This is a genomic window from Streptomyces sp. NPDC093111 (assembly GCF_040683955.1).
Classification (GTDB): domain Bacteria; phylum Actinomycetota; class Actinomycetes; order Streptomycetales; family Streptomycetaceae; genus Streptomyces.
On sequence record NZ_JBFBNW010000012.1, the window covers coordinates 96,463 to 118,791 of the forward strand.

Sequence of the window (22,329 nt, forward strand, 5' to 3'; positions counted from 1 at the left end):
GGCGGAGCCCCCGGGGAGCGGATCTCGGCGGCTCCCGCCCCCCCTAAACCCTGACCAGCCGCCCCCGCGCCACCAGCTCCAGCGTCACCGCGACCGCGACCGCCTGGACCAGGAGCAGGGCGACCAGGACGAAGAGCTGCACCGCGCCCGCGTGCAGGGGTGACGCGCCGCCCAGGAGCATGCCGACGAAGGCGCCCGGAAGGGTGACGAGGCCGACCGTGCGGGTCTGGTCCATGCCGGGCAGCAGCGCGTCGGAGGCCGCCTCGCGGGCCACCTCCAGGCGGGCCTCGCGTTCCGGGAGGCCGATCGCGAGCCCCGCCTCGACCTCCCCCCACCTCCCCCGGATCTCGTCGAGGGCGCGCCGCCCGCCGAGGACGGTGGCCGTGAGCGCGCCGCCGATGAGGATCCCGGTCACCGGGATGAGCGTGATGCCGCGCGGCGGCACCAGGCCGGTGAGGACCAGGGCCGAGACGACCGGGACGACGCCCGCCGCGATCGGGACGGCGGCCCACCGCCAGGCCCGGCCGGGCGCCGGGACGATCCGCCGCCCCGCCGTCCGTACCGCCACCGCGTACATCAGCAGCAGGAAGCAGATCAGCAGCGGCACCGAGCGGACGACCCACCCGATCACCAGGGAGACGGCCACGAGCTGCGCGGCCGCGCGGGCTCCGGCGACGAGCGTGTCGCGGGCGCGGCCGAGCCGGGCCAGTGCGACGACCCCGGCGGCGAGGGCGAGCAGAACGGCGAGAACCGCCCCGAATGTCACGTTCACGTCCACGAGCACGCGCCAACCCTAGGACCCCGCACGGGAACTGCCGGCACGTCACACCCCTTGATGTGACGTGCTCATGTCGCCACCCTGTTACCTGGCGCACCCCCCACGGAAACCCGGCGCCGTCACGATGACCGGGCCGTCCGGCGCCCCTCCGCACCCGCACGGGGGCCGGCCACGGTCAAGGTCCCCCCACATCAAAGGAGTTCGCATGTCCGTCGCCAGCGTCTACGCGCGTCGAATAGGCGTCGCCGCCGCCGCCACCGGTCTGCTCGCCACCGCCCCGGCCGCCCAGGCCGCCCCGCCCACTCCGGTCAGCGCCGCCACGGCCCGTACCTACCTCGCCGCCCTGACGGTCAAGACGGAAGGTTCCACCAGCGGCTACAGCCGCGACCTCTTCCCGCACTGGATCACCCAGTCCGGCGCCTGCAACACGCGCGAGACGGTCCTCAAGCGGGACGGCGTGAACGTCGTGACCGACTCCAGCTGCGCCTCGGTCAGCGGCAGCTGGTACTCGGAGTACGACGGCGCCACCTGGACCGCCGCCTCGGACCTGGACATCGACCACGTCGTGCCGCTGGCCGAGGCATGGCGTTCGGGCGCCAACTCCTGGACGACCGCCCAGCGCCAGTCCTTCGCCAACGACCTGACCCGCCCTCAGCTGATCGCGGTCACGGACAACGTCAACCAGGCCAAGGGCGACAAGGACCCGGCCCTGTGGATGCCCTCGCGCACGGCGTACCGCTGCACGTACGCCCGCATGTGGGTGCACGTGAAGTACTACTGGAACCTCAGCGTCGACTCGGCCGAGAAGTCCGCGCTCCAGTCGACCCTCGCCGGCTGCTGACCCCACCCGCCTCCGACCAGGGCGTCTCACAGGGCGGAATGTTGAAGTTGCAAGTACTAGTGAGGGATGCCTAACCTGAGGGCCCCGCGAAACCGAAGGAGCCCTCCCCCCACATGAACACCCTTGCGAACCGCCTGAATCAGGCGCAGCCGTACGCCCTCGGCCTGTTCCGGATCGTCATCGGCCTGCTGTTCGCCTGCCACGGCGCCGCCTCGCTCTTCGGAGTGCTCGGCGGTGCCAACGGCGGCGGCACGGTGGAGACCGGCGCCTGGCCCGGCTGGTACGCGGCCGTCATCCAACTCGGCGCCGGCGCCCTGGTCCTGCTGGGCGTGGGGACGCGCGGTGCCGCGTTCATAGCCTCCGGCTCGATGGCGTACGCGTACTTCGACGTCCACCAGCCCGAGGGCCTGTTCCCGCTGCAGAACGGCGGCGACGGCGCGGCCCTGTTCTGCTGGGCCTTCCTGCTGCTCGTCTTCACCGGTCCCGGCGCGCTGGCGCTCGACAGCCTCTTCGGCGCGCGCTCCTCGGCCGCCGCGCGGCCGTCCTCGGAGGAGAAGCGCCCGACGGTCGCCGCCTAGGCGCCGCTTTCCGGCCCCGGTCGGTCCGGCCGGGGCCGCCCCCACGTAGGCTCTGGCGCTGTGAACGTGCTCGACGGCACGGGGTGGTCACTGCAGGCGCTGACCTCGGGCCCGTGGATCTACGCGGCGGTGACGACGTCGATCCTGCTCGACGTCCTGCTGCCCGTGCTCCCGAGCGGCATCCTGGTGGTCACGGCCGCCACCGCGTCCTCGGCCGCCACGGTGGCCGCCGCCCCGGGCGCGGCGGCGGGCCCGTACGCCCCCGCCCTGCTCCCCCTGCTGCTCTGCGCGGCCGCCGCCTCGACGCTCGGCGACCTCCTCGCGTACCGCCTGGCCAGGAGCGGCGGGACCCGGCTGGCCCGCGCCGTCGCCCGCTCGCGCCGCCTGGCAGCGGCGCAGGAACGTCTCGGCGAGACCCTCGCGCGCGGCGGCGGCCTGCTCGTTGTCCTGGCGCGCTTCGCCCCCGCCGGGCGCTCGGTGGTCTCCCTCGGCGCCGGCGCGACGGGCCGCCGGCTGCGGGACTTCCTGCCCTGGTCGGCCCTGGCGGCCGTGGCCTGGGCCACGTACAGCGTCGGACTCGGCTGGCTGAGCGGCCGCTGGCTGGGCGCGACCTGGCTCGGCGCCTGCGTCCCGGTCCTCGCCCTGTTCCTGGCGGGCGGGGTGGCGGCCTACGTCATACGGCGTCCGGCTGCGGCTCCCGCGACCGCGGGCTGACGGGCCGGTCCGGAGCGGCGGCGCCGGTCCCCTGGGTCGTCCCCTGGGCCGGATGCGGGTGACTCCCCCGTATCTCCAGGCCCGCGAGGAGACGCGCGGTCGCCTCCGCGATCTCGTCCACGGCCCGGTCGAACACCTCGCGGTTGTGCGCGGCGGGCGCGCGGAAGCCGGAGACCTTGCGGACGTACTGCAAGGCGGCGGCGCGGAAGTCGTCCTCGGTGGCCTCCTCGGGGAGGGCCGGCGGTCGGAGGGTCTTGATGCTGCGGCACATGCCTCCAGTGTGACGCGCCCCACTGACAACGTCAGGCCCGCCGGCCGGATCAGCCGCCGAGACTCCGTCTGCTCCGCGCGTTGATCTCGGCGGCACGGGCGCGCAGCTCCCGCAGGGGCGTGGCGAGCTGCACGTCGGCGGGCTCGGCCTCCCAGGCGCAGTCGCCGTTGACAGCCCGGATGAGGAAGCGACCGGAGACGCTGTCGACGTAGAAGCCGACCCGCCCGGTGGCGGCATCACGGACGAGGTCACCGACCTCGGGCATGGGCTGCACGCATTCCCTCCGTCCCCTTACGCAGAGTTCTGACAGAGATCTGGCAGAGATCAGATAGATACACCCAGAGAAGCCCTGAGACCCCCCTGTGTCAACGCATCTCTAGAGATGTCCCCCGAAGGACGGATCGGCGGCGCGGGACGGCGCACAGGTGTACACCACCTCGGAGAACCGGGCCGTAGGGTGTCCCGCAGACGGAAGGGAGTGGTCCACCCATGACTGATCAGGACAGCGGTCGTCGGCCCAAGTACCAGCGCATCGCCGACGAGTTGAGAACCGCGATCCAGTCGGGTGACTTCGCGCCGGGCGACCGACTCCCCGGCGAGAACGATCTGATGTCCACCTACGACGTGGCCCGGATGACCGCGCGCCAGGCCCTGTCCGTCCTGCGCAACGAGGGCCTGACGGAGGCCCGCAAGGGGGCCGGGGTCTTCGTCCGCACCTTCCGCCCGCTGCGCCGCAGGGGCATCCCGCGGCTCGCGCACGCGCACTGGGGCGCCGGGCGCTCGGTCTGGTCGGCGGACATCGAGGACCGGTCCCTCCTCGTGGACGAGGTCGAGATCCGGGCCGCCGCTCCGGCGGGGGCGCGGGTGGCCAGGGCGCTCGGCCTGGCCTCGCCCGACACGGCGGTCTGCGTGCGCAGCCGACGCTTCGTGCTGGACGACAAGCCGGTGCTGCTCTCCGTCTCGTACCTCCCGGCGGCCCTCGCCGAGGGCACGGCGATCACGGAACCGGACACCGGCCCCGGCGGCACCTACGCCCGCCTGACCGAACTCGGCCACCGGCCGGCGCACTTCCGCGAGGAGCTGCGCTGCCGGATGCCGACGGCCGAGGAAACGGCGCGGCTCGCGCTGGAGTTCGGCACGCCGGTGATCCTGATCAGCCGGACGGCGCTCACGGAGGCGGGAGTTCCGGTGGAGCTCAACGAAATGACGCTGGACTCGGCGTCGTACGTACTGGAGTACGACTTCGACGCGTGACGGGGGGGGCGGGGAGACGGGGATCCATTGCGGATCCACTGGGAAGCCGGCGGGGATCCCCTGGGGGGCCGGGAATCCACTTCCGGCCGCCGGGCGGTCATTTCCGGAACTCGGTGCGGAAGTTGTGAAGAGCGTGCGTATTCTGTGTCCGCGCCGGGCGCCCGTCGGGGCGGGCCCGGCCCCGTCACCATCGCATCCGCCCCACCACGCCAAGGGACACCCATGCTCCGTACGCGCACCGTCGCGGCCGCCGCCGCTGCCGCCGCAGCCGGCCTGCTCCTGCTGCCCTCGCCCGCCCAGGCGGCCGGCTCCGTCCACCTGTACAAGATCTACTACGACAGCCCGGGCTCGGACACCCGCAGCACGGCCAGCCTCAACGCCGAGTACGTGCAGATACGCAACACGACCGGCGCGGCGGTCAACCTGCGCGGCTGGACGCTGACGGACGCGTCGAACCACAAGTACACCTTCGGCAACTTCAGCCTCGGCAAGGGCAAGACGGTCACCGTCCGCACCGGCCGGGGCACGAACACCGCCGCGAACCTCTACCAGGGCCGTGGCGCGTACGTGTGGAACAACGACCGGGACACGGCGACGCTGCGCAAGTCCAACGGTGCGCGGATCGACACGTGCTCGTACAACTCGACCCGCGTCGACTACGTCATGTGCTGACGGCGGAACCGTCGGGCCGGGCCTGACCGTTCGGCTCCTGCGGCCCCTTGGGGCCCGCCGGGCTCTCCTCGCGCTGCGGGGGGAGCCCGTACTGCTGAAGCTCGGTGCTGACCTGCCCGCCGAGGGTCATGACGTTGAGCGTGGCCGAGTTCTCGCTGGCGATCGCCTTCTCCACCCGCGCGACCAGCGTCGTGAACGAGTCCCGGTCGGAGAGCCGGTCGTACGGCCCGACGCGAGCGGCGAAGTAGACCCGCTCGTGGCCGAGCAGCTGCTCGGTCGACCGGTAGTTCTTCCACTGCTCGCGATAGCGGTAGACGCTCTCCAGCGACACGGACGCCACCACGACCAGACTGAGCACGGTCGCGGTGATCCGCGCGAACCCCACGTCCAGGTTGACGAGAACGGGCACGAGCGCGCCGCCGACCACCGAGACGGTACGCATCCGCAGATGCATCGCCTTCATCTTGGTGGCCTTGCGGTCGTACCACTCCTGGTACTGCGCGAGCCGCGTCTCCACGTACGTCTGCGGCGTCATCTCGCCGCTCCGCGCCTCGACTTCGGGCGCGTCCCCCACCTGATCCATGCGTGGGAGTAGACCGCCGCGCCGCCCGCGAGTCAACCTGACCCGTCCCCCTCCCCTCTCACCCCTCGCTCCAGGGCCGCAGCTTCTCCGGATTGCGCACGACCCAGATCCGCCGAACCCTGCCGTCGTCCTCGCCGAGGTCGAACGCGGCGACGGTCACGGTGACGTCGCCGAGCCGGGCGACGAGGCCGGGCCGGCCGTTGACCGACCGTTCCAGGAGCCGAAGTCCGGGGGCCTTGCCGGCGATGAAGAGCAGGTAGTCGGCGATCCGTCGGCCGCCCTCGACCGGACGCAGGACGGTGCCGACGAGGCCGCCGCCGTCGGCCGTCATGACGGCGTCGGGATCGAGCAGCCCGACCAGCGCCCCGATGTCCTTCGCCTCCCACGCCTCCTTGAACTCCCGCACCACACCGGCCTGCCCGGCGGCGGCGGGGGCGGCGGGCGCCTTGGCGGCGGCGACCCGGCGGCGCGCCGAGGAGGCCAGCTGCCGGCAGGCCGCGGGCGTCCGGCCGACGATCGCGGCGACCTCGGCGAAGGGGTACCCGAAGACGTCGTGCAGGACGAACGCGACGCGCTCGGCCGGCGTCATGGCCTCCAGGACGACGAGAAAGGCCATGTGGACGGACTCGTCGAGGGTCACCAGCTCCGCGGGATCGGCCGCGGTCCCCCCACCCCACTCGCCGCGGTCGGGCAAGGGCTCCGGCAGCCAGGCCCCCACGTACCGCTCCCGCCGGACCCGCGCCGAACCGAGCAGGTCGAGACAGACCCGCCCCGCCACGGTGGTCAGCCAGGCCCCCGGCACCCGCACGGCCGCCCGCCGCTCCGGCGACATGGCGTACCAGCGGGCGTACGTCTCCTGGACGGCGTCCTCGGCCTCGGCGACCGACCCGAGCAGCCGGTAGGCGAGATCGGTGAGCCGCCGCCGCTCCGAGACGAGCACGCCGCCCTCACCCCCGTACACACCGCTCATACGCCCCCCGCCTCACATTCCACGCACCCGCGTCGTCGAACTACCGAGAAGGTACCGACCCGCCCGCGAAGCGACAGAACAGAGGCCCAAGATGCCCACGACGCCCACGCAGACTCCCGCGACCGCCACGTTCCTCCGCGCGACGGTGGCCCTCCAGACCCTCACCCTCTTCTTCCAGGCGACGACCGCGGGCCTCCTGCTGACCTCCTCGCACGGCGAGCTGCTGCACGGCATAGGGGCCCGCGTGATGTACGGCGCGTCGATGCTCTACCTGCTGGCCGCGACCCTGGCCTGGCGCCCGGGCGGCGGCACCCCCCGCCCCATCCTGTACGCGACCGTCTTCCTGCTCCTCGCCTCGGCCCAGGTCCTCCTGGGCATCGCACACGTCCCGTCGGTCCACGTCCCCCTGGGCGTCCTGATGTTCGGCCTCAGCCTGCTGGCCCTGGCCGCACACACCGTCACTCCGAGAAGAACCAGCTGACCGACCGGCCCTCGACGCACCGGGAGACCGGAGACCGCGAACGGCCCCGGCCCGACAGGAACGCCGAAGGCCCCCAGCCAAGATCGGCTGGGGGCCTTCGTGTGGTGGGCGCGGACGGTTTCGAACCGCCGACATCTGCTTTGTAAGAGCAGCGCTCTACCCCTGAGCTACGCACCCGTGGAGTGAAGCAACAGCGTACATGGCGGACCGGTGGGGATCACAAACCGATGGGGGTGGGGAAGTGGGTGGGGGTTCGGGCGAACTGAGGGGGCCGTGTCTTCGTCCGTAGCGGGTGGGAGAATGTAGCGGACCGGGCAGGGCGGACACAGCACGGGAGAGGGAACGTGGCGGCGACCGAGGACAGGGGCGGGGCGACGCCCGGGATCACCAGTGTGGTTCGGCTGGGGCTCGCCTTGCCGTTGCTGGTTGTCGCGTTGTTGCCGCAGGCCTTCGCCGGGGGCGGGACCCGGCGGTGGTTCGGGGGGCGGGACGAGAGCCGGCGGGCCGAGGCGCAGGCCGCGAAGGACGCCGCCGCGGCGGCCTTCTACGAGCTGGACACCGCGCAGCGCGGGCTGCGGATCTCCATCGAGACGATCACCGCCGCCGACGACTCCGCCGACGCCCGGCGCGCGGTGGACGGGTTCGCCGCGCTGGGGCGACGGATCGACGAGGTCAGCCATGTCTATATCGAGGCCGTGGACGGGCATGATCTCGATCGGGACGAGCTCGACGCCGCCGCCGCGGGGCGGGCCAAGGTCGAGCTGGAGCGGGCCCGGGACCAGCTCGTCGGGGTCAAGGGCGAGCTCGACCGGTTCGAGCAGGGCCTCGCGCCGCTGATCGACCGGGCGGAGACCCAGCTGGCCCGGCTCGCCCCCGCCGTGGAGCGGGCCCGGCAGGCGCTGCGCGGCGCGGCGGTCGCGCTCGACGCCACCAGGGAGCAGGGGTTCCGGGCCGACGAGCTCGCGCGGCGGCTCGCGCTGCTCGGGCCCGAGCTGACCCGGCTCAACGAAGGCGCCGGGCGGCACGGCGTCGCCGAGACGCTGCAACGGGCCGACCGGGTCCTCCGGGAGGCCGAGGCGGTGCGGACCGAGGCGGCCCGGGTGCCCGAGCGGGCCGCCGAGATCGACAAGCGGCTCGTGTCGCTCCGTACCCGCGCCCAGGCCCTAGCCACCCGGGCCGACGGCGTCGAGCCGGTCCTGTCCGAGCTGCGCCGCCGGTTCTCGGCCGCCTGCTGGCAGGACCTCCAGCACGTGCCCGAGCAGGCCGCCACCGCCGCCCGGCAGGCCGAGGAGCGGCTGGCCGAGGCCGTCACGGCGCGCGACGAGCAGCGCTGGCCCGACGCCACCTCGCTGCTCGCCACCGTCCGCGCCCTGCTCAACACCGCCGACGAGGGCGTGGCCGCCGCCGGGGAGCGGCTGCGCCGCCTGAACGCCGTCGCCAAGGACCCGCAGGCCGAGATCGACCGCACCCGCTTCGCCGTACGGGACGCGCAGCGGCTCGCCATGGCGGGGCGCTCCACCCCCGAGCCCCGGCACGCCCGGCCCCTCGACGAGGCCGTCGCCCGGATCGACCGGGCCGTGGGGACCCTGGACAGCGGGCGGCATCCCGACTACTGGGCCTTCCTGACCGAGCTGGAGGCGATCCGCGCCACGGCCGGGCAGGTCGTCGAACAGATCCGGGAGGAACGGGGGAAGGCGTAGGGGCACGCCGTAACCTGTGTCCATGCCTCGTTACGAGTACCGCTGCCGGACCTGCGGCGACACCTTCGAGCTCAGCCGTCCCATGGCCGAGTCCTCCGCCCCCGCCGCCTGCCCCGTCGGGCACGACGACACCGTCAAGCTGCTCTCCGCCGTCGCCGTCGGCGGCGGGAAGGGCTCCGCCCCCGCGCCCGGTGGAGGCGGCGGAGGCGGATGCTGCGGCGGCGGGTGCTGCGGCTGAGGCCGCTCGCCTCGCCCGGCCTTCAGCCGTTCAGACGGCGGGCGCGCCGTTGAGGCGGGGCGCGGTGTGCGCGCGGGCCGCGGCCCGGAAGCGGCGCAGGATCTCCTCGCCCGCCGCCACGCCCCGCTCGGCCAGGGCCTCCACGTGCGGCGCCGTCCAGTCGGCGTCGGCGAGTTCGCCGTGGCCCGGGCGCCATCCCCGGTCGGCGTCGAGCAGGAGGTCGGCGTCGAGGAGGGAGTCGCCGGCGCCGAGCGTGAGGGTGGCGCCGGTGCGGCGGGCGACCTCGCGGACGGCGGCGCTCTTGGTGAGCGGCCGGGGCACGGCGTACACCTTGCGGCCCTGGAGCGAGACCGTCCAGCCGCGCTCGCCCGCCCACTCGGTGAAGCGCGCGAGCCACTCCTCGGGCAGCCGCTCCCGTTCGACGACGAGGTAGGCGAACAGGTCCTCGGCGACGCGGTGCTTGCGCACCCAGGACAGGTCGGTGGTGGCCGTGAAGTAGGCGCGGACCTCGGCCAGCGGGGCGCAGGACTCGGCGACCCGGCGGAGCACCTCGCCGTGCCAGTCGGGGTCGGAGACGCCGTCGACGAGGAGGTGCCCGCCGTTGGCGCAGATCGCGTACGTCGGCTGGGTGTCGCCGGGCAGCCGGATGCGCTGGTACTGCTTGCGGGTGCGGGTGGTGGTCGGGACGAAGACCGTCTCGGCGGCCAGCGCGCGCAGTTCGTCGGCGGCGTTCTCGGTCAGGTACGAGAGCGGCTTGGACTCGTGGACCTCCACGCACAGCAGCCGGGGCGCCTGGGCGTCGGGCATGCCGAGGGAGAGCGCGGCCGTGGAGTAGATGAGCGTGCGGTCGAGGTCGCTGGCGACCAGGACGGTGGGCGTGGGCGGGGGCGTGGCCCCGGCGGGCTTCGGGATCGCGTTCACCGGGACACCACCGCCGTGCCGTCGGCGCCGGTCGCCCCGCGCGTGTACCGGGGGTGGATCAGTCCGACGCAGCTGTACGGCAGGTCGTCGACCTCCTCGACCGGTACGCCCCGCTGCTCGGCGAGCAGCCGTACGTGGGCCAGGTCGGCGCCCGCGCCCCGCTTGGCCAGGATCTTCCAGGGGACCCGGCGCAGCAGCACCCGGGTGGTCTCGCCGACGCCGGGCTTGACCAGGTTGACGTCGTGGATGCCGTACTCCTCGCTGATCCGCTCGACGGCGCTCCAGCCCTCCCAGGTGGGGGTGCGGTCGGTGACGAGCAGCTTGGCGACCTCCTCGTCGACGTCGGCGGCGACCTCGTCGAAGCGGGCGGCGACGGCGTCGAGGAAGGCGCCGGAGACGTCCGCGCCGGTCAGGTCGCGGTAGAACTTGGCGCCGTGGAAGTCGTGCGGGCCGACCAGGTCGGGGCGCAGGACCGTGCGCGAGATCAGGCCGGAGACGGTGGAGTTGAGGCAGGCGGAGGGGATGAGGAAGTCCTCGCGGGTGCCGTAGGTGCGGACGCAGGAGCCGGGGTCGGCGAGGACCGCCACCTCCGGGTCGAAGCCGTCGAACTCCTTGAGCGCCTCGGCGAGTTCGCGCGTGATGGCACCCTTCCCGGTCCAGCCGTCGACGAAGACGACGTCGGCCGGGTCGTGGTGGGCGGCGAGCCAGCGCAGCGCGTTGGCGTCGATGCCCCGGCCGCGCACGATGGAGACGGCGTAGTGCGGGAGCTCCAGGCCGTGCCGGTGCTGGGCCCAGCGGCGCATCAGGACGCCGACGGGGGTGCCGGCCCGGGCGAGGGAGACCAGGACGGCCTGCTTGCCGCGCTCGGCGAGGACGGTCTCGGTGACGGTGCCGACGGCCCGGGCGATCCGGGTGGCGGAGCCGTCCAGGGCGGCCTGGAACAGCTCCTGGTACCGCTCGCTGGGCTGGTACTCGACCGGCAGCGACTCGGCGTAGTGCGCGCCGCCGCTCTGGATGGCCTCCTCCCGCTCCTCGGTCGGTGCCTCCAGTTCGACGTCCGAGAGGTCCTGGAGCAGCCAGCCGACCTCTTCGGGGGCGTACGAGGAGAAGGCGGGGCCGCGGAGGGGCTCGGGCAGCATGGAGCTCCTTTCGGGAGCTTCGGTGACCTGGGGGGTGTACGAGGGGACGACGGCCAGGACGACCCGGGGTATGTGGGCCGCGAGCTGGGCGAGGAGTCCGTCCGGCGCGTGCAGCTCCGGGGTGTCGGCGGCCGAGTCGACGACGGCGACGACCGCGTCGAAGCCGCCGCCGGCCACGTTGTACGCGTACCGCTCGCCGGGGCCGTCGGCGGGCCGGTCGTGCGCCGGGAAGACCAGCCGGGTCCTTATGGCGTAGCCGGGGTCGTCGACGGCGAGGACGGGCGAGCGGGTGGTGGTCGAGTAGCGCACCTCGGCGGCGCCGGTCCGCTCCAGCTCGCCGGCCAGGCGCAGCGGGGCGTACATCAGCTCCTCGAAGCCGAGGACGAGCACACGGGGGGCGCGGGAGGAGACGCCCGGACCGTCCTGGGCGCCCTCCCCCAGCGCCTGAGCGATCCGTGCCGCCATCCCCGGCAGGGCCGCCTCCAGGCGCTCCCGGTGGTCGGGGGTGAAGCCGTGCCGGCCGCCGTCGGGCAGGCCGGCCGGCCAGTCGAGGGCGATCCGCCGGGTCCGGGGCGCGGGTCCGCCGCGCGGGGGGCGGGGGGCGGGTACGGCGGGGGCGGCGGCCTCGTGGCGGGCGACGAGTTCCTGGCCCTTGGCGAGGACGCCGTCCGGCAGTTCCACGGTGCCCGCGGCGAGGGTGATCAGGTCGACGCGAGCGCCGAGGGTGTCGGCGAAGTCGGTGAGCCGGGCGCGGTCGGCGGGGGTGCGCATGTCGACGAGCGCGACGACCACGTAGTGGTCGCGCGGGTGGCGTTCGTGCAGGTCACGGATGGTGTTGAGGACGGTGTTGCCGGTGGAGAACTCGTCGTCGACGAGGACCAGCGGGCCGTCGCCGGCGAGCAGCTCGGGGTCCTCGGGGAGCAGCAGGTGGGAGGTGGCGTGGGAGTGGGACTCCTCGAAGCCGCCCGCGGTGGCGACCCCGTCGACGGGGCGCCGGGTGGAGTGCAGGTACGGGGCGAGGGCGAGGCCGTCGGCGACGCTGTGGCCCAGGCCGGTGGCGGTCTCGGCGTACCCGAGGACGACGGCCCGCGCCGCCTCCTCGTCGCCGAGCAGCGCCCGTACCCGTACGCCCAGGTCGTGCCCGGCGTCCCGGACGACCGAGGGGCGCTGCGGGACGTGCTTGCCGAGCACGTTGGAGACCAGCAGATGCGCCCGCTTGGGGTTGCGGCGCAGGGCGAGGCCCAGCAGGTCCGGCAGCTTCGCGTCGCCGATCAGTCCGACGCCCAGTCGCTCGGCGACCCAGGTTCCCGACCACACCGTTTCCATCGGAGTTCTTCAGCCTTCCGTCAGCCGGCCAGGCCGGCGGTGAGCAGCTCCACGAAGCCGACGTCCTCGCGCGCGACACCGAAGACCTCGGCGCGCAGCAGGGTCCGTTCGGCCCACGCGCGGTGCGGCTTCACCTCGTTCATCTTGTTCGTGTACGCGGAGCGGAGCACCCCGCCACCGTCGCGTTCCGGCCGCAGGATGTCCTGGGCGTCGCTGAACTCCTCGTGGGTGACCACGGAGAGGGCGTGCACCGGGGGCACGTGGGTGGGGTGGATGCAGGTCTTGCCGAGCAGGCCGTTGGCGCGGTCGAGTTCGATCTCGCGCAGCAGCCCGTCGAGGTCGTGCTCGATGAGCGCGGTCCGCAGGTCCTCGGCGCGGCCCTCCAGGAAGGGGCTGCGGCGGAGCTGCGGCTTGAACATGCGCTCGCCGGGCCGGAAGTACTCCCAGACGGGGCCGGTGATGGTGAAGCCGGTGCCGTCGGAGCGGCCGAGGACGTTGACGACGTCGGCGATGACGTCGGCGACCAGTTTGACGTCGTACGCGGTCATGTCGGGCGAGCGGCGCAGGCCGTAGTGGGAGCAGAAGTCGGTGACGCCGAGGCGCAGGGCGAGGACGCGGTCGCGGTACTTGCCGGTGATCGAGGCGATGCCGGCCAGGGTCTCGGCCCGGGTCTCCAGGTGGAGGAGCTCGGGGGACTCCAGGACGGGCATGGCGAAGAGCCGCCGGCCGCAGTTCCGCTCGGCGACGGCGAGCGCTTCGAGGAAGGCGCGGCCCCGGGCCTCGGTGAATTTGGGGAGTACGAATCCGGACAGCAGCCGGACCGTGTCGCCGAGGCGGTCGACGAGATCGGTGATCTGTCCGGGTTCCCGGACCCGGATGAAGAGCAGGGGGACGTCGGCGCCGTCCGGGCCGCTGCCGGCCGCGAGGTCCGCGAACTGCCGGACGAGGTTGGCCTCGCCCGCCTCCACCTCGGCGTCGCTGATGGAGTCCTCCAGGCAGAGCACCATGGAGGCCACTCCCCGCGTGACCTGTTTGCGCACGTCGTCGGCGAGCCGCGGCCGGGTGGCCGGGCTGTAGAGCGTGGCTCCCAGGGCCACGGCGAGCGTGCGCGCGGCGGAGTCGGCCGTGAACGCGGCCGGCTCCTGGTGGAACAGCCTGGTCCGCGTTGCGGCCGGGATGTGCCCGAAATGACGCATGTATCTCCCCTGACTGGCCCGGGAAGCCCTGATGAGATGTGGCCGGTAATAGTACGTAGGTGAGGGTGTCCGTAGTTCCCCACGTGCGTGAAGTTCAGGTAACTCGTCCGCATCCGGCCCCCCGCGTTGTCCGGAAGGTGCCCGGGCAGGAATGATGACGGTCATGACGCACGCGATGCTGAAGGGCTCCAACGTCCCTCTCGACACCGCGGCCGTACGGGCCGTGCTCCGCTGGACTCCGGGCCCCGGGGTGCCCGACGTGGACGCCTCGGCGCTGCTGCTCGGCGTGGACGGGCGCGTGCGGTCCGACGAGGACTTCATCTTCTACAACCAGCTCCGGCATCCGTCGGGGCTGGTGCGCAGGCTGCCCCACAAGAAACGGGTGCCGGAGGGCCTCACGGACACCGTGGAGGCCGACCTGGGCGTCCTCGACCCGTCGGTCGACCGGGTGGTGCTCGCGGCCTCATCGGACGGTGACACCTTCCGTTCGGTCTCCGACCTGCGGATCCTGCTGTACGACGGGGCGGCGGGCGCCGGGGACCGGGACCCGCTGGCGGTCTTCGACGTGTCGGCGGAGACCGGCGAGGAGACCGCGATCATCTGCGGCGAGCTGTACCGGCGCGGGGACGGCTGGAAGTTCCGGGCGGTCGGGCAGGGCTATCCGACCGGCCTGGTGGGCCTCGCGACGGACTTCGGGGTCTCGGTCGACGATTCCGTCGAGGCGGGGGCCGTGGGGGCCTCCGGGGCCGAGGACGGCGGGCCGCGGGACGCTGCGGCGGCCGGGCACGACCTCGACGCGACGATGGTGCAGCCGGTGGAGGCGGTGCGGGCCCCGGCGGGCCCGGTGAGCCCGCCGCCGGTGCCGGTCGTGCCGCCGCAGCCGGCCGCTCCGCCGCTCCCGGCGACGGCACCGGTGCCGGCCCCCGTTCCGGCGGCGCCGGCGTACGGCTATCCGCAGCCGGTGCGCGAGTTCCGGATGCCTCCGATGGGGCCGCAGTTCGTCCGGTGACCGCGGCGGGCCCGGTGGGCCGGACGGGCGTCAGGTCTTCGACTTGTAGCCGCGGCCCCACTGGAGGCCCCAGCCGTACAGCCGGTCCAGCTCGGCCTGGAAGCCGTACACGAACCGCACCTCGCGGCGGACGGTCAGCTCGCCCTTGACGTTCTCGACGCTGAAGACCGCGCAGGAGCGGGCCTGCGGGGCGTGCTCGTCCAGTTCGATCTCGATCCGCGGGCCGTTGCTCGGGTAGAGCGTGACGGTGGCGTGGGTGCGGTCGAAGGCCGGCGTCTGGTCGTAGATGTAGACGAAGAAGAGCAGGCGCTTGATCTCGTCCACGTGGTCGAGGTTGACGAAGATCGTCTCGCCGGAGGGCGCCCCGAAGCGGTCGTCGCCGCTCAGCCGCACGTACGGCGGTTCGTTCAGTTCCCCCATGAAGCCGCCGAGCGGCTGCACCACGCCCTTGCTGCCGTCGGCCATCTCGTAGAGGCAGCCGAGGTCGAGGTCGACGTTGACGACGCCCTGGGTGTGCGCCTGGACCTCCTCGGGCTTGAAGAGGCGTAAGGGGTGGCGCAGCAGGCTGCCGGACTGGCGGGGGCGGTCTCCGATGTCGGAGGTGCGCATGCGCCAGGAGAGGTTGACCCGGAGGTTGCCGGTGGCGGCGCCCTGTTTGCTGAGGGAGATCGTGGGGCGGCGTCTGGTCAGGTCGACCGCGTGCGAGCCGGTGCCCGACGCGAACTCGTCCACCCGGCCCGGAAACAGGTTGTCCCAGAAGGCCATGCGCCTTCACCCCCCACTCGTCGCCCACCCCTGACACACGCCGCGGGGCGGCCGGGTGCACCGGCCGCCCCGCAGTGAAGCGTTCCTCATTGTCGGGGGTGTCACACCCCCGACGGCACCCCGGTCTTGTCGTCCGAGGAATCGGAGTTCCCGCCGGCCGCCGCGAGGGCCTTGTTGCGCCGCACGGAGGACCAGAAGGACCAGCCGATGAGGGCGACGCCGATGCCGCCGGTGACGATCTCGGGGATCTCGTACTGGATGGTGATCATGAGGACCACGGCCAGCGCGCCGATCGCGTAGTGGGCGCCGTGCTCCAGGTAGACGTAGTCGTCCAGGGTGCCCTGGCGGACCAGGTAGACGGTCAGCGAACGCACGTACATGGCGCCGACGCCGAGGCCGAGGGCCATCAGGACGATGTCGTTGGTGATGGCGAAGGCGCCGATGACGCCGTCGAACGAGAAGGAGGCGTCGAGGACCTCCAGGTAGAGGAACATGAAGAAGGCGGCCTTGCCGGCGAGCTGGACCGCGGAAACCTTCTTGCCGCTGCGCTTGGCCGCTTCCTCGGCCTCGTGCTCGCGCTCCTCTTCCTCCTCCAGCTTGTTCTCGAAGTAGCCGGAGAGACCGCCGACGATCAGGTACGTGATGAGGCCGGCGATGCCGGAGATCAGCACCGTCTGGGCCTTGTCGACGTGCGCGCCGCCGTGCTGGTGGGCCTGGGTCGCGAAGGTCATCGAGGTGATCAGCAGGATGATCAGGGCGATGCAGACCGACAGCATGTCGACCTTGCCGAGCTTGGCCAGCGGGCGCTCGATCCAGCGCAGCCACTGGATGTCACGGTCCTCGAAGATGAAGTCGAGGAAGATCATCAGAAGGAACATGCCACCGAAGGCGGCGATCGACGGGTGTGCGTCGGTGACCAGTTCCTGGTACCGGTCGGCGTCGTTCAGCGCGAGGTCGACGGCCTCGATGGGGCCGATCTTGGCGCTGATGGCGACGATGACGACAGGAAAGACCAGCCGCATGCCGAAGACGGCGATGAGCACACCGATCGTGAGGAAGATCTTCTGCCAGAAGGCATTCATCTTCTTCAGGATTCCGGCGTTGACCACCGCGTTGTCGAAGGACAGCGAGATCTCGAGGACGCAGAGGATCGCGACGACCCCGAACGCCTCCCACCCCCCGTAGATCACGGCCGCGGCCAGGCCGAGCACAGTGATCGCGAACGACCACCCGAAGGTTTTCAGAACCACTGTCTACCTCATCGTGTAATAACGCGGCTTTACGAAACGTTGACCCCGAAGTCTAGAGCGATGCCCCGGAGACCGGACGCGTACCCCTGCCCCACCGCCCTGAACTTCCATTCGCCGTTGTACCGGTAGAGCTCGCCGAAGATCATCGCGGTCTCCGTGGACGCGTCCTCGGAGAGGTCGTAACGGGCGAGTTCCTGACCGTCGGTCTGGTTCACGACGCGGATGAACGCGTTCGCCACCTGGCCGAACGACTGGCCGCGGTTGTCGGCCTCGTGGATCGAGACGGGGAAGATGATCTTGTCGCAGTGGGCCGGGACCTTGGTGAGGTCCACGATGAGCGACTCGTCGTCGCCCTCACCCTCACCGGTGAGGTTGTCGCCGGTGTGTTCGACGGAGCCTTCGGGGCTCGTGAGGTTGTTGTAGAAGACGAAGTACTCGTCACCGAGCACCCGGCCCGACTGGCACAGCAGCGCGCTGGCGTCGAGGTCGAAGGGGGCTCCGGTGGTCGAGCGCGCGTCCCAGCCGAGACCCACCAGGACCCGGGTGAGGTTGGGTGCGGCCTTGGAGAGGGAGACATTGCCTCCCTTGGCGAGCGTGACGCCCATGACGGTGGTTCCTCCCCGGTGATGACTGCTGTTCAGGCACTACAGGCGCTTCAGGCACGTCCGGCGCCGCACGAGGGGTGCGGCGCCGGACGGATGCGAGGGCGTCGGTCAGACGTTGACGCCGAAGTCCTGCGCGATGCCGCGCAGACCCGAGGCGTACCCCTGGCCGACGGCGCGGAACTTCCACTCCGCACCGTTGCGGTACAGCTCGCCGAAGACCATGGCGGTCTCGGTCGAGGCGTCCTCGGAGAGGTCGTACCGCGCGATCTCGGCGCCGCCGGCCTGGTTCACGACGCGGATGAACGCGTTGCGGACCTGGCCGAAGGACTGCTGCCGGTTGTCGGCGTCGTAGATCGAGACCGGGAAGACGATCTTGGCGACGTCCGCCGGGACGTTGGCCAGGTCGACCTTGACCTGCTCGTCGTCACCCTCGCCCTCGCCGGTGGTGTTGTCACCGGTGTGCTCGACGGATCCGTCGGCGCTCTTCAGGTTGTTGAAGAACACGAAGTCCTGGTCGTTGCGGACCTTGCCCTCCGCGTTCACCAGGATGGCGCTGGCGTCGAGGTCGAAGTCCGTACCGGTGGTGGTGCGGACGTCCCAGCCCAGACCGACCGTGACGGCGGTCAGGCCAGGGGCCTCCTTGGTCAGCGAGACGTTGCCGCCCTTGCTGAGGCTGACTCCCACGAGTCCCTCCATTGTTTTCCAGGGGTCGTGCCCCCAGTCGTGCGTTGGCATCGGATCAACGTCTGGATCCTAGTGACGGGTTCCCCGCACAAACAGACGTTTCGCCCGAGTGTTGGACCGGTAGCCCCCGGCCGGACGCTCAGAGGGCCGCGAGCGCCTTGATGTAGGTGTCGAGGTCACGGGCGTCGGGGAGGGCGTTGACGACCGACCAGCGGACCGTTCCCGTCCGGTCGATGACGAAGGTGCCGCGCACCGCGCAGCCCTTGTCCTCGTCGAACACGCCGTAGGCGCGGGAGACCGCGCCGTGCGGCCAGAAGTCGGAGAGCAGCGGGAACTCCAGCTCCTCCTGCTCGCCGAAGACGCGCAGGGTGTGGATGGAGTCGTTGGAGACCGCGAGCAGCTGGGTGTCGTCGTTGACGAAGGCGCCCAGGTGGTCGCGGAGCTCGCGCAGCTCGCCGGTGCACACGCCGGTGAAGGCGAACGGATAGAAGAACAGCACCACGTTCCGGCTGTCCGGGGAGTCCCCGAAGAGCGCGGAGAGCCGCACGGTCCGCCCGTGGTTGTCCCTCAGCTCGAAGTCCGGGGCCTGGGCGCCGATCTCGATCGCCATCGCGTACGCATCCCTTCGCCCGGCGGCCCAGCCTTGGGCCGATCCGGTGAAACCCACCCTAATGGGCGGCCGGTACGCGCAGAGCCCCCGCCGGTCGTGACCGGCGGGGGCTCCGTGCAGCGATCGAGGAATCAGCGCTTGGGAGTGCCCAGGCGGGTGCCCGTCCAGTCCTTGGCGACGCTGATGCTCTTGGTCTGGGAGAGACCGGCGGTCTGCGCGGCATCGTTGATGTCGCTCGGCTCGATGTAGCCGTCGCGGCCCGTCTTCGGGGTGAGCAGCCAGATCTGGCCGCCCTCCTCCAGAAGACCGATGGCATCCACCAGGGCGTCGGTGAGATCACCGTCCTCGTCACGGAACCACAGCAGCACGACGTCGGCGACGTCGTCGTAGTCCTCGTCCACGAGTTCCTGGGCGATGAGGGATTCGATGCCTTCTCGGAGATCGTGGTCTACGTCGTCGTCGTAGCCGATCTCCTGGACCACCTGTCCGGGCTCGAACCCCAGCCTCGCTGCCGGGTTGGTCCGCTCCTCCGCGTGGTCCGCGGTCGCGCTCACGGCTTGCCTCCTGATCGTCTTCGGAAAAATGCTTCGGCCGCGCGCGTGCGCGCGGCGCTGGCCGTAGTCCACACGGGCCGGGGCGGATCGCGCAAGTACCCGGCCACGGAGACCGCCGAAACGGTGACGTTTGGGGCCGTCTCGCCGCAACTTCCGGCGAGCGCCCGTCGCGCTCCGTGACGAGGCATGCACGCTTCGCCCCGGAATACGGGACTCTGCGGCTTCAGTCTGCCGAACGCGCTGACGAAACGCATGCGCGGGATGGGCGTAAGGTTGCGATTTGACCGAACAAGGCACCTCGGGAGGGTTACCCCACGGTAAAGATGACGTTTGCCGTCGGCGGGGTACACGATGGTCATCCCGGCCTCCGCGGGTCCCTCCCCGTGGGCTCCACCGACCAGCGAAGGAACAGCGTGGCTTCCGCATCCGATCGCAACCCGATCATCATTGGCGGCCTTCCCAGCCAGGTCCCGGATTTCGATCCCGAAGAGACCCAGGAATGGCTCGACTCCCTTGACGCCGCCGTCGACGAGCGGGGCCGGGAGCGGGCCCGCTACCTGATGCTGCGGCTGATCGAGCGGGCGCGCGAGAAGCGGGTCGCGGTGCCCGAGATGCGCAGCACGGACTACGTCAACACGATCGCGACCAGGGACGAGCCCTTCTTCCCGGGCAACGAGGAGATCGAGCGCAAGGTCCTCAACGCCACCCGGTGGAACGCGGCCGTCATGGTCTCGCGCGCCCAGCGCCCCGGCATCGGCGTCGGCGGCCACATCGCGACCTTCGCCTCCTCCGCCTCGCTGTACGACGTCGGCTTCAACCACTTCTTCCGGGGCAAGGACGAGGGTGACGGCGGCGACCAGATCTTCTTCCAGGGCCACGCCTCCCCCGGCATCTACGCCCGCGCCTTCCTGCTGGACCGGCTGAGCGAGACCCAGCTCGACGCCTTCCGCCAGGAGAAGTCGAAGTTCCCGAACGGGCTGTCCTCGTACCCGCACCCGCGGCTGATGCCGGACTTCTGGGAGTTCCCGACCGTCTCGATGGGCCTCGGCCCGCTCGGCGCGATCTACCAGGCCCGGATGAACCGCTACATGGAGGCGCGCGGGATCGCCGACACCTCCAAGTCGCACGTGTGGGCCTTCCTCGGCGACGGCGAGATGGACGAGCCGGAGTCGCTCGGCCAGCTGACCATCGCGGCCCGCGAGAACCTGGACAACCTCACCTTCGTCGTCAACTGCAACCTGCAGCGCCTCGACGGCCCGGTGCGCGGCAACGGCAAGGTCATCCAGGAGCTGGAGTCGGTCTTCCGCGGTGCCGGCTGGAACGTCATCAAGCTGGTCTGGGACCGTTCCTGGGACCCGCTGCTCGCGCAGGACCGCGACGGCGTGCTGGTGAACCGGATGAACACCACGCCGGACGGGCAGTACCAGACGTACGCGACCGAGACCGGCGCGTACATCCGCGACCACTTCTTCGGCGACGACCAGCGGCTGCGGGCCATGGTCGAGAACATGACCGACGACCAGATCCTGCACCTGGGCCGCGGCGGTCACGACCACAAGAAGATCTTCGCCGCGTTCTCCGCGGCCAAGGCCCACAAGGGCCAGCCGACGGTGATCCTGGCCAAGACGGTCAAGGGCTGGACGCTGGGCCCCAACTTCGAGGGCCGCAACGCCACCCACCAGATGAAGAAGCTGACGGTCGACGACCTCAAGCGCTTCCGCGACCGGCTGCACATCCCGGTCACGGACCGGCAGCTGGAGGACGGCCTGCCGCCGTACTACCACCCGGGCCGGAACTCCGAGGAGATCCAGTACATGCACGACCGCCGCAAGGCGCTCGGCGGGTACGTCCCGACGCGGGTGGTGCGCGCCAAGCCGCTGGCGCTCCCGGAGGAGAAGACCTACGCCGCGGTGAAGAAGGGCTCCGGCCAGCAGTCGATCGCCACCACCATGGCCTTCGTCCGGCTGCTCAAGGACCTGATGCGGGACAAGGAGATCGGCAGGCGCTTCGTGCTGATCGCGCCGGACGAGTACCGCACCTTCGGCATGGACTCGTTCTTCCCGAGCGCCAAGATCTACAACCCGCTCGGGCAGCAGTACGAGGCCGTGGACCGCGACCTGCTCCTCGCCTACAAGGAGTCCCCGACCGGCCAGATGCTGCACGACGGCATCTCGGAGGCCGGCTGCACGGCCTCGCTGATCGCCGCCGGCTCGGCGTACGCGACGCACGGCGAGCCGCTCATCCCGGTCTACGTCTTCTACTCGATGTTCGGTTTCCAGCGCACCGGCGACCAGTTCTGGCAGATGGCCGACCAGCTCGCGCGCGGCTTCGTGCTGGGCGCCACGGCCGGCCGCACCACGCTGACCGGTGAGGGCCTCCAGCACGCCGACGGCCACTCGCACCTGCTGGCCTCGACCAACCCGGGCTGTGTCGCGTACGACCCGGCCTTCGGCTTCGAGATCGCGCACATCGTGCAGGACGGTCTGCGGCGGATGTACGGCCCCGAGGCCGAGGACGTCTTCTACTACCTGACGGTCTACAACGAGCCGATCCAGCACCCGGCCGAGCCCGAGAACGTGGACGCCGAGGGCATCCTCAAGGGCATCCACCGCTACCGGGCCGGCGAGGCCGGGGCGATCCCCGCGCAGATCATGGCCTCCGGCGTCAGCGTGCCGTGGGCCCTGGAGGCCCAGCGGATCCTCGCCGAGGAGTGGAACGTGCGCGCCGACGTCTGGTCGGCCACGTCCTGGAACGAGCTGCGCCGCGAGGCCGTGGCCGTCGAGGAGCACAACCTGCTCCACCCGGACGAGGAGCAGCGCGTCCCGTACGTGACCCGCAAGCTCCAGTCGTCCCAGGGCCCGTTCGTGGCGGTCTCGGACTGGATGCGCTCGGTGCCGGACCAGATCTCCCGCTGGGTGCCGGGCCGTTACACCTCGCTGGGCGCGGACGGCTTCGGCTTCGCGGACACGCGGGGCGCGGCCCGTCGCTTCTTCCACATCGACGCCCAGTCGATCGTGCTGGCGGTCCTCACCGAGCTGGCCCGTGACGGCAAGATCGACCGCTCGGCCCTGAAGCAGGCCGTGGACCGCTACCAGCTGCTCGACGTGGCGGCGGCGGACCCGGGCGCGGCGGGCGGCGACGCGTAACACGTATGCGCTGGTGAGGGCGGTGGGACCGGGCGGTCCCGCCG

24 protein-coding genes and 1 tRNA gene are annotated in these 22,329 nt (G+C 71.8%); 10 read left to right on the plus strand and 15 right to left on the minus strand.

The annotated features are described in order from the left end of the window. Positions 1-43 precede the first annotated feature (43 nt). Complete coding sequence (locus AB0Q96_RS21965) at positions 44-784, minus strand: ABC transporter permease (RefSeq protein WP_365327887.1); 741 nt, start codon at positions 782-784, stop codon at positions 44-46. Between the two features lie 199 nt (positions 785-983). Between AB0Q96_RS21965 and AB0Q96_RS21970 the strand changes: the two genes are divergently transcribed. From AB0Q96_RS21970 to AB0Q96_RS21980, 3 genes are all read left to right on the plus strand, one after another. After that, on the plus strand, positions 984-1,619 hold the full coding sequence (locus AB0Q96_RS21970; RefSeq protein WP_365327889.1) for an HNH endonuclease family protein: 636 nt from the start codon (positions 984-986) through the stop codon (positions 1,617-1,619). A gap of 113 nt (positions 1,620-1,732) precedes the next feature. After that, positions 1,733-2,197: a DoxX family protein gene (locus AB0Q96_RS21975; RefSeq protein WP_365327890.1), complete on the plus strand. Its 465-nt coding sequence runs from the start codon at positions 1,733-1,735 to the stop codon at positions 2,195-2,197. 60 nt (positions 2,198-2,257) lie between these two features. After that, positions 2,258-2,911, plus strand: coding sequence for a VTT domain-containing protein (locus AB0Q96_RS21980; protein WP_365327892.1), 654 nt, complete (start codon positions 2,258-2,260; stop codon positions 2,909-2,911). Here AB0Q96_RS21980 and AB0Q96_RS21985 read toward each other — a convergent pair. Together AB0Q96_RS21985 and AB0Q96_RS21990 are read right to left on the minus strand one after the other, a co-directional pair. After that, a complete protein-coding gene (locus AB0Q96_RS21985) occupies positions 2,871-3,182 on the minus strand; it encodes a DUF2277 domain-containing protein (RefSeq protein ID WP_365327893.1) in 312 nt (103 codons plus the stop codon). The two genes, AB0Q96_RS21980 and AB0Q96_RS21985, sit on opposite strands and share 41 nt — an antisense overlap. Positions 3,183-3,231: 49 nt before the next feature. Continuing rightward, positions 3,232-3,447: a hypothetical protein gene (locus AB0Q96_RS21990; protein WP_365328316.1), complete on the minus strand. Its 216-nt coding sequence runs from the start codon at positions 3,445-3,447 to the stop codon at positions 3,232-3,234. Positions 3,448-3,671: 224 nt separating this feature from the next. On the opposite strand from AB0Q96_RS21990, the gene AB0Q96_RS21995 reads away from it, so the two are divergent. Both AB0Q96_RS21995 and AB0Q96_RS22000 read left to right on the plus strand, forming a co-directional pair. Further along, complete coding sequence (locus AB0Q96_RS21995; RefSeq protein WP_365327895.1) at positions 3,672-4,436, plus strand: GntR family transcriptional regulator; 765 nt, start codon at positions 3,672-3,674, stop codon at positions 4,434-4,436. Positions 4,437-4,658: 222 nt separating this feature from the next. After that, positions 4,659-5,108 (plus strand): lamin tail domain-containing protein, encoded by a 450-nt coding sequence (locus tag AB0Q96_RS22000; protein ID WP_365327897.1) that lies wholly within the window; start codon positions 4,659-4,661, stop codon positions 5,106-5,108. Here AB0Q96_RS22000 and AB0Q96_RS22005 read toward each other — a convergent pair. Both AB0Q96_RS22005 and sigJ read right to left on the minus strand, forming a co-directional pair. Next, on the minus strand, positions 5,098-5,691 hold the full coding sequence (locus AB0Q96_RS22005) for a DUF4231 domain-containing protein (RefSeq protein ID WP_365327899.1): 594 nt from the start codon (positions 5,689-5,691) through the stop codon (positions 5,098-5,100). The genes AB0Q96_RS22000 and AB0Q96_RS22005 overlap by 11 nt on opposite strands. Before the next feature lie 58 nt (positions 5,692-5,749). Further along, positions 5,750-6,661 (minus strand): RNA polymerase sigma factor SigJ, encoded by a 912-nt coding sequence (gene sigJ, locus AB0Q96_RS22010; RefSeq protein WP_365327900.1) that lies wholly within the window; start codon positions 6,659-6,661, stop codon positions 5,750-5,752. 91 nt (positions 6,662-6,752) lie between these two features. On the opposite strand from sigJ, the gene AB0Q96_RS22015 reads away from it, so the two are divergent. Further along, positions 6,753-7,142: a hypothetical protein gene (locus tag AB0Q96_RS22015; RefSeq protein ID WP_365327903.1), complete on the plus strand. Its 390-nt coding sequence runs from the start codon at positions 6,753-6,755 to the stop codon at positions 7,140-7,142. A gap of 102 nt (positions 7,143-7,244) precedes the next feature. Here the strand turns inward: AB0Q96_RS22015 and AB0Q96_RS22020 are convergent. Then, a tRNA-Val gene (locus AB0Q96_RS22020) sits at positions 7,245-7,319 on the minus strand. A 206-nt stretch (positions 7,320-7,525) separates the two neighbouring features. Between AB0Q96_RS22020 and AB0Q96_RS22025 the strand changes: the two genes are divergently transcribed. Then, the gene (locus AB0Q96_RS22025; RefSeq protein WP_365328318.1) at positions 7,526-8,842 is read left to right on the plus strand and encodes a hypothetical protein; all 1,317 of its coding nucleotides are present in this window, start codon (positions 7,526-7,528) and stop codon (positions 8,840-8,842) included. A gap of 22 nt (positions 8,843-8,864) precedes the next feature. Beyond that, the gene (locus AB0Q96_RS22030; protein WP_365327905.1) at positions 8,865-9,080 is read left to right on the plus strand and encodes a zinc ribbon domain-containing protein; all 216 of its coding nucleotides are present in this window, start codon (positions 8,865-8,867) and stop codon (positions 9,078-9,080) included. Positions 9,081-9,110: 30 nt separating this feature from the next. On the opposite strand, the gene AB0Q96_RS22035 is transcribed toward AB0Q96_RS22030, so the two are convergent. The 3 genes from AB0Q96_RS22035 to AB0Q96_RS22045 are packed head-to-tail and all read right to left on the minus strand — an operon-like array spanning position 9,111 to position 13,662. Further along, positions 9,111-10,001: an HAD family hydrolase gene (locus AB0Q96_RS22035; RefSeq protein ID WP_365327907.1), complete on the minus strand. Its 891-nt coding sequence runs from the start codon at positions 9,999-10,001 to the stop codon at positions 9,111-9,113. Then, positions 9,998-12,466: a phosphoribosyltransferase gene (locus AB0Q96_RS22040; protein ID WP_365327909.1), complete on the minus strand. Its 2,469-nt coding sequence runs from the start codon at positions 12,464-12,466 to the stop codon at positions 9,998-10,000. The genes AB0Q96_RS22035 and AB0Q96_RS22040 overlap by 4 nt, the downstream gene beginning before the upstream one ends. A 20-nt stretch (positions 12,467-12,486) precedes the next feature. Then, a complete protein-coding gene (locus AB0Q96_RS22045) occupies positions 12,487-13,662 on the minus strand; it encodes an HpcH/HpaI aldolase/citrate lyase family protein (protein ID WP_365327911.1) in 1,176 nt (391 codons plus the stop codon). A gap of 154 nt (positions 13,663-13,816) precedes the next feature. Between AB0Q96_RS22045 and AB0Q96_RS22050 the strand changes: the two genes are divergently transcribed. Further along, entirely contained in the window at positions 13,817-14,671 is an 855-nt protein-coding gene (locus tag AB0Q96_RS22050) for a TerD family protein (protein WP_365328320.1), read from the plus strand. Between the two features lie 30 nt (positions 14,672-14,701). Here AB0Q96_RS22050 and AB0Q96_RS22055 read toward each other — a convergent pair whose 3' ends face one another. The 6 genes from AB0Q96_RS22055 to AB0Q96_RS22080 all read right to left on the minus strand — a co-directional run bounded on the left by AB0Q96_RS22055 (position 14,702) and on the right by AB0Q96_RS22080 (position 19,139). Further along, positions 14,702-15,436: a Tellurium resistance gene (locus AB0Q96_RS22055; RefSeq protein WP_365327914.1), complete on the minus strand. Its 735-nt coding sequence runs from the start codon at positions 15,434-15,436 to the stop codon at positions 14,702-14,704. Positions 15,437-15,537: 101 nt separating this feature from the next. Continuing rightward, positions 15,538-16,686, minus strand: coding sequence for a DUF475 domain-containing protein (locus tag AB0Q96_RS22060; protein ID WP_365327916.1), 1,149 nt, complete (start codon positions 16,684-16,686; stop codon positions 15,538-15,540). 29 nt (positions 16,687-16,715) lie between these two features. Beyond that, positions 16,716-17,291 (minus strand): TerD family protein, encoded by a 576-nt coding sequence (locus AB0Q96_RS22065; RefSeq protein WP_365327918.1) that lies wholly within the window; start codon positions 17,289-17,291, stop codon positions 16,716-16,718. 108 nt (positions 17,292-17,399) lie between these two features. Next, positions 17,400-17,975 carry a TerD family protein gene (locus tag AB0Q96_RS22070; RefSeq protein ID WP_365327920.1) on the minus strand — a complete coding sequence of 192 codons (576 nt, stop codon included), beginning with the start codon at positions 17,973-17,975 and terminating at the stop codon, positions 17,400-17,402. Between the two features lie 139 nt (positions 17,976-18,114). Continuing rightward, on the minus strand, positions 18,115-18,585 hold the full coding sequence (locus tag AB0Q96_RS22075) for a peroxiredoxin (RefSeq protein ID WP_365327922.1): 471 nt from the start codon (positions 18,583-18,585) through the stop codon (positions 18,115-18,117). Positions 18,586-18,716: 131 nt separating this feature from the next. Continuing rightward, a complete protein-coding gene (locus AB0Q96_RS22080; RefSeq protein ID WP_365327924.1) occupies positions 18,717-19,139 on the minus strand; it encodes a DUF3052 domain-containing protein in 423 nt (140 codons plus the stop codon). A 413-nt stretch (positions 19,140-19,552) separates the two neighbouring features. Here AB0Q96_RS22080 and aceE point away from each other — a divergent pair, with 413 nt between their 5' ends. Next, the gene (aceE, locus tag AB0Q96_RS22085) at positions 19,553-22,285 is read left to right on the plus strand and encodes a pyruvate dehydrogenase (acetyl-transferring), homodimeric type (protein ID WP_365327926.1); all 2,733 of its coding nucleotides are present in this window, start codon (positions 19,553-19,555) and stop codon (positions 22,283-22,285) included. Positions 22,286-22,329 lie beyond the last annotated feature (44 nt).

Coding starts and splice junctions, on each gene's coding strand:
- AB0Q96_RS21970 (WP_365327889.1), top strand. CDS start 984: ATGTCCGTCGCCAGCGTCTACGCGCGTCGAATAGGCGTCGCCGCCGCC.
- AB0Q96_RS21975 (WP_365327890.1), top strand. CDS start 1,733: ATGAACACCCTTGCGAACCGCCTGAATCAGGCGCAGCCGTACGCCCTC.
- AB0Q96_RS21985 (WP_365327893.1), bottom strand. CDS start 3,182: ATGTGCCGCAGCATCAAGACCCTCCGACCGCCGGCCCTCCCCGAGGAG.
- AB0Q96_RS21990 (WP_365328316.1), bottom strand. CDS start 3,447: ATGCCCGAGGTCGGTGACCTCGTCCGTGATGCCGCCACCGGGCGGGTC.
- AB0Q96_RS21995 (WP_365327895.1), top strand. CDS start 3,672: ATGACTGATCAGGACAGCGGTCGTCGGCCCAAGTACCAGCGCATCGCC.
- AB0Q96_RS22000 (WP_365327897.1), top strand. CDS start 4,659: ATGCTCCGTACGCGCACCGTCGCGGCCGCCGCCGCTGCCGCCGCAGCC.
- AB0Q96_RS22005 (WP_365327899.1), bottom strand. CDS start 5,691: ATGGATCAGGTGGGGGACGCGCCCGAAGTCGAGGCGCGGAGCGGCGAG.
- sigJ (WP_365327900.1), bottom strand. CDS start 6,661: ATGAGCGGTGTGTACGGGGGTGAGGGCGGCGTGCTCGTCTCGGAGCGG.
- AB0Q96_RS22015 (WP_365327903.1), top strand. CDS start 6,753: ATGCCCACGACGCCCACGCAGACTCCCGCGACCGCCACGTTCCTCCGC.
- AB0Q96_RS22030 (WP_365327905.1), top strand. CDS start 8,865: ATGCCTCGTTACGAGTACCGCTGCCGGACCTGCGGCGACACCTTCGAG.
- AB0Q96_RS22040 (WP_365327909.1), bottom strand. CDS start 12,466: ATGGAAACGGTGTGGTCGGGAACCTGGGTCGCCGAGCGACTGGGCGTC.
- AB0Q96_RS22045 (WP_365327911.1), bottom strand. CDS start 13,662: ATGCGTCATTTCGGGCACATCCCGGCCGCAACGCGGACCAGGCTGTTC.
- AB0Q96_RS22050 (WP_365328320.1), top strand. CDS start 13,817: ATGACGGTCATGACGCACGCGATGCTGAAGGGCTCCAACGTCCCTCTC.
- AB0Q96_RS22055 (WP_365327914.1), bottom strand. CDS start 15,436: ATGGCCTTCTGGGACAACCTGTTTCCGGGCCGGGTGGACGAGTTCGCG.
- AB0Q96_RS22065 (WP_365327918.1), bottom strand. CDS start 17,291: ATGGGCGTCACGCTCGCCAAGGGAGGCAATGTCTCCCTCTCCAAGGCC.
- AB0Q96_RS22075 (WP_365327922.1), bottom strand. CDS start 18,585: ATGGCGATCGAGATCGGCGCCCAGGCCCCGGACTTCGAGCTGAGGGAC.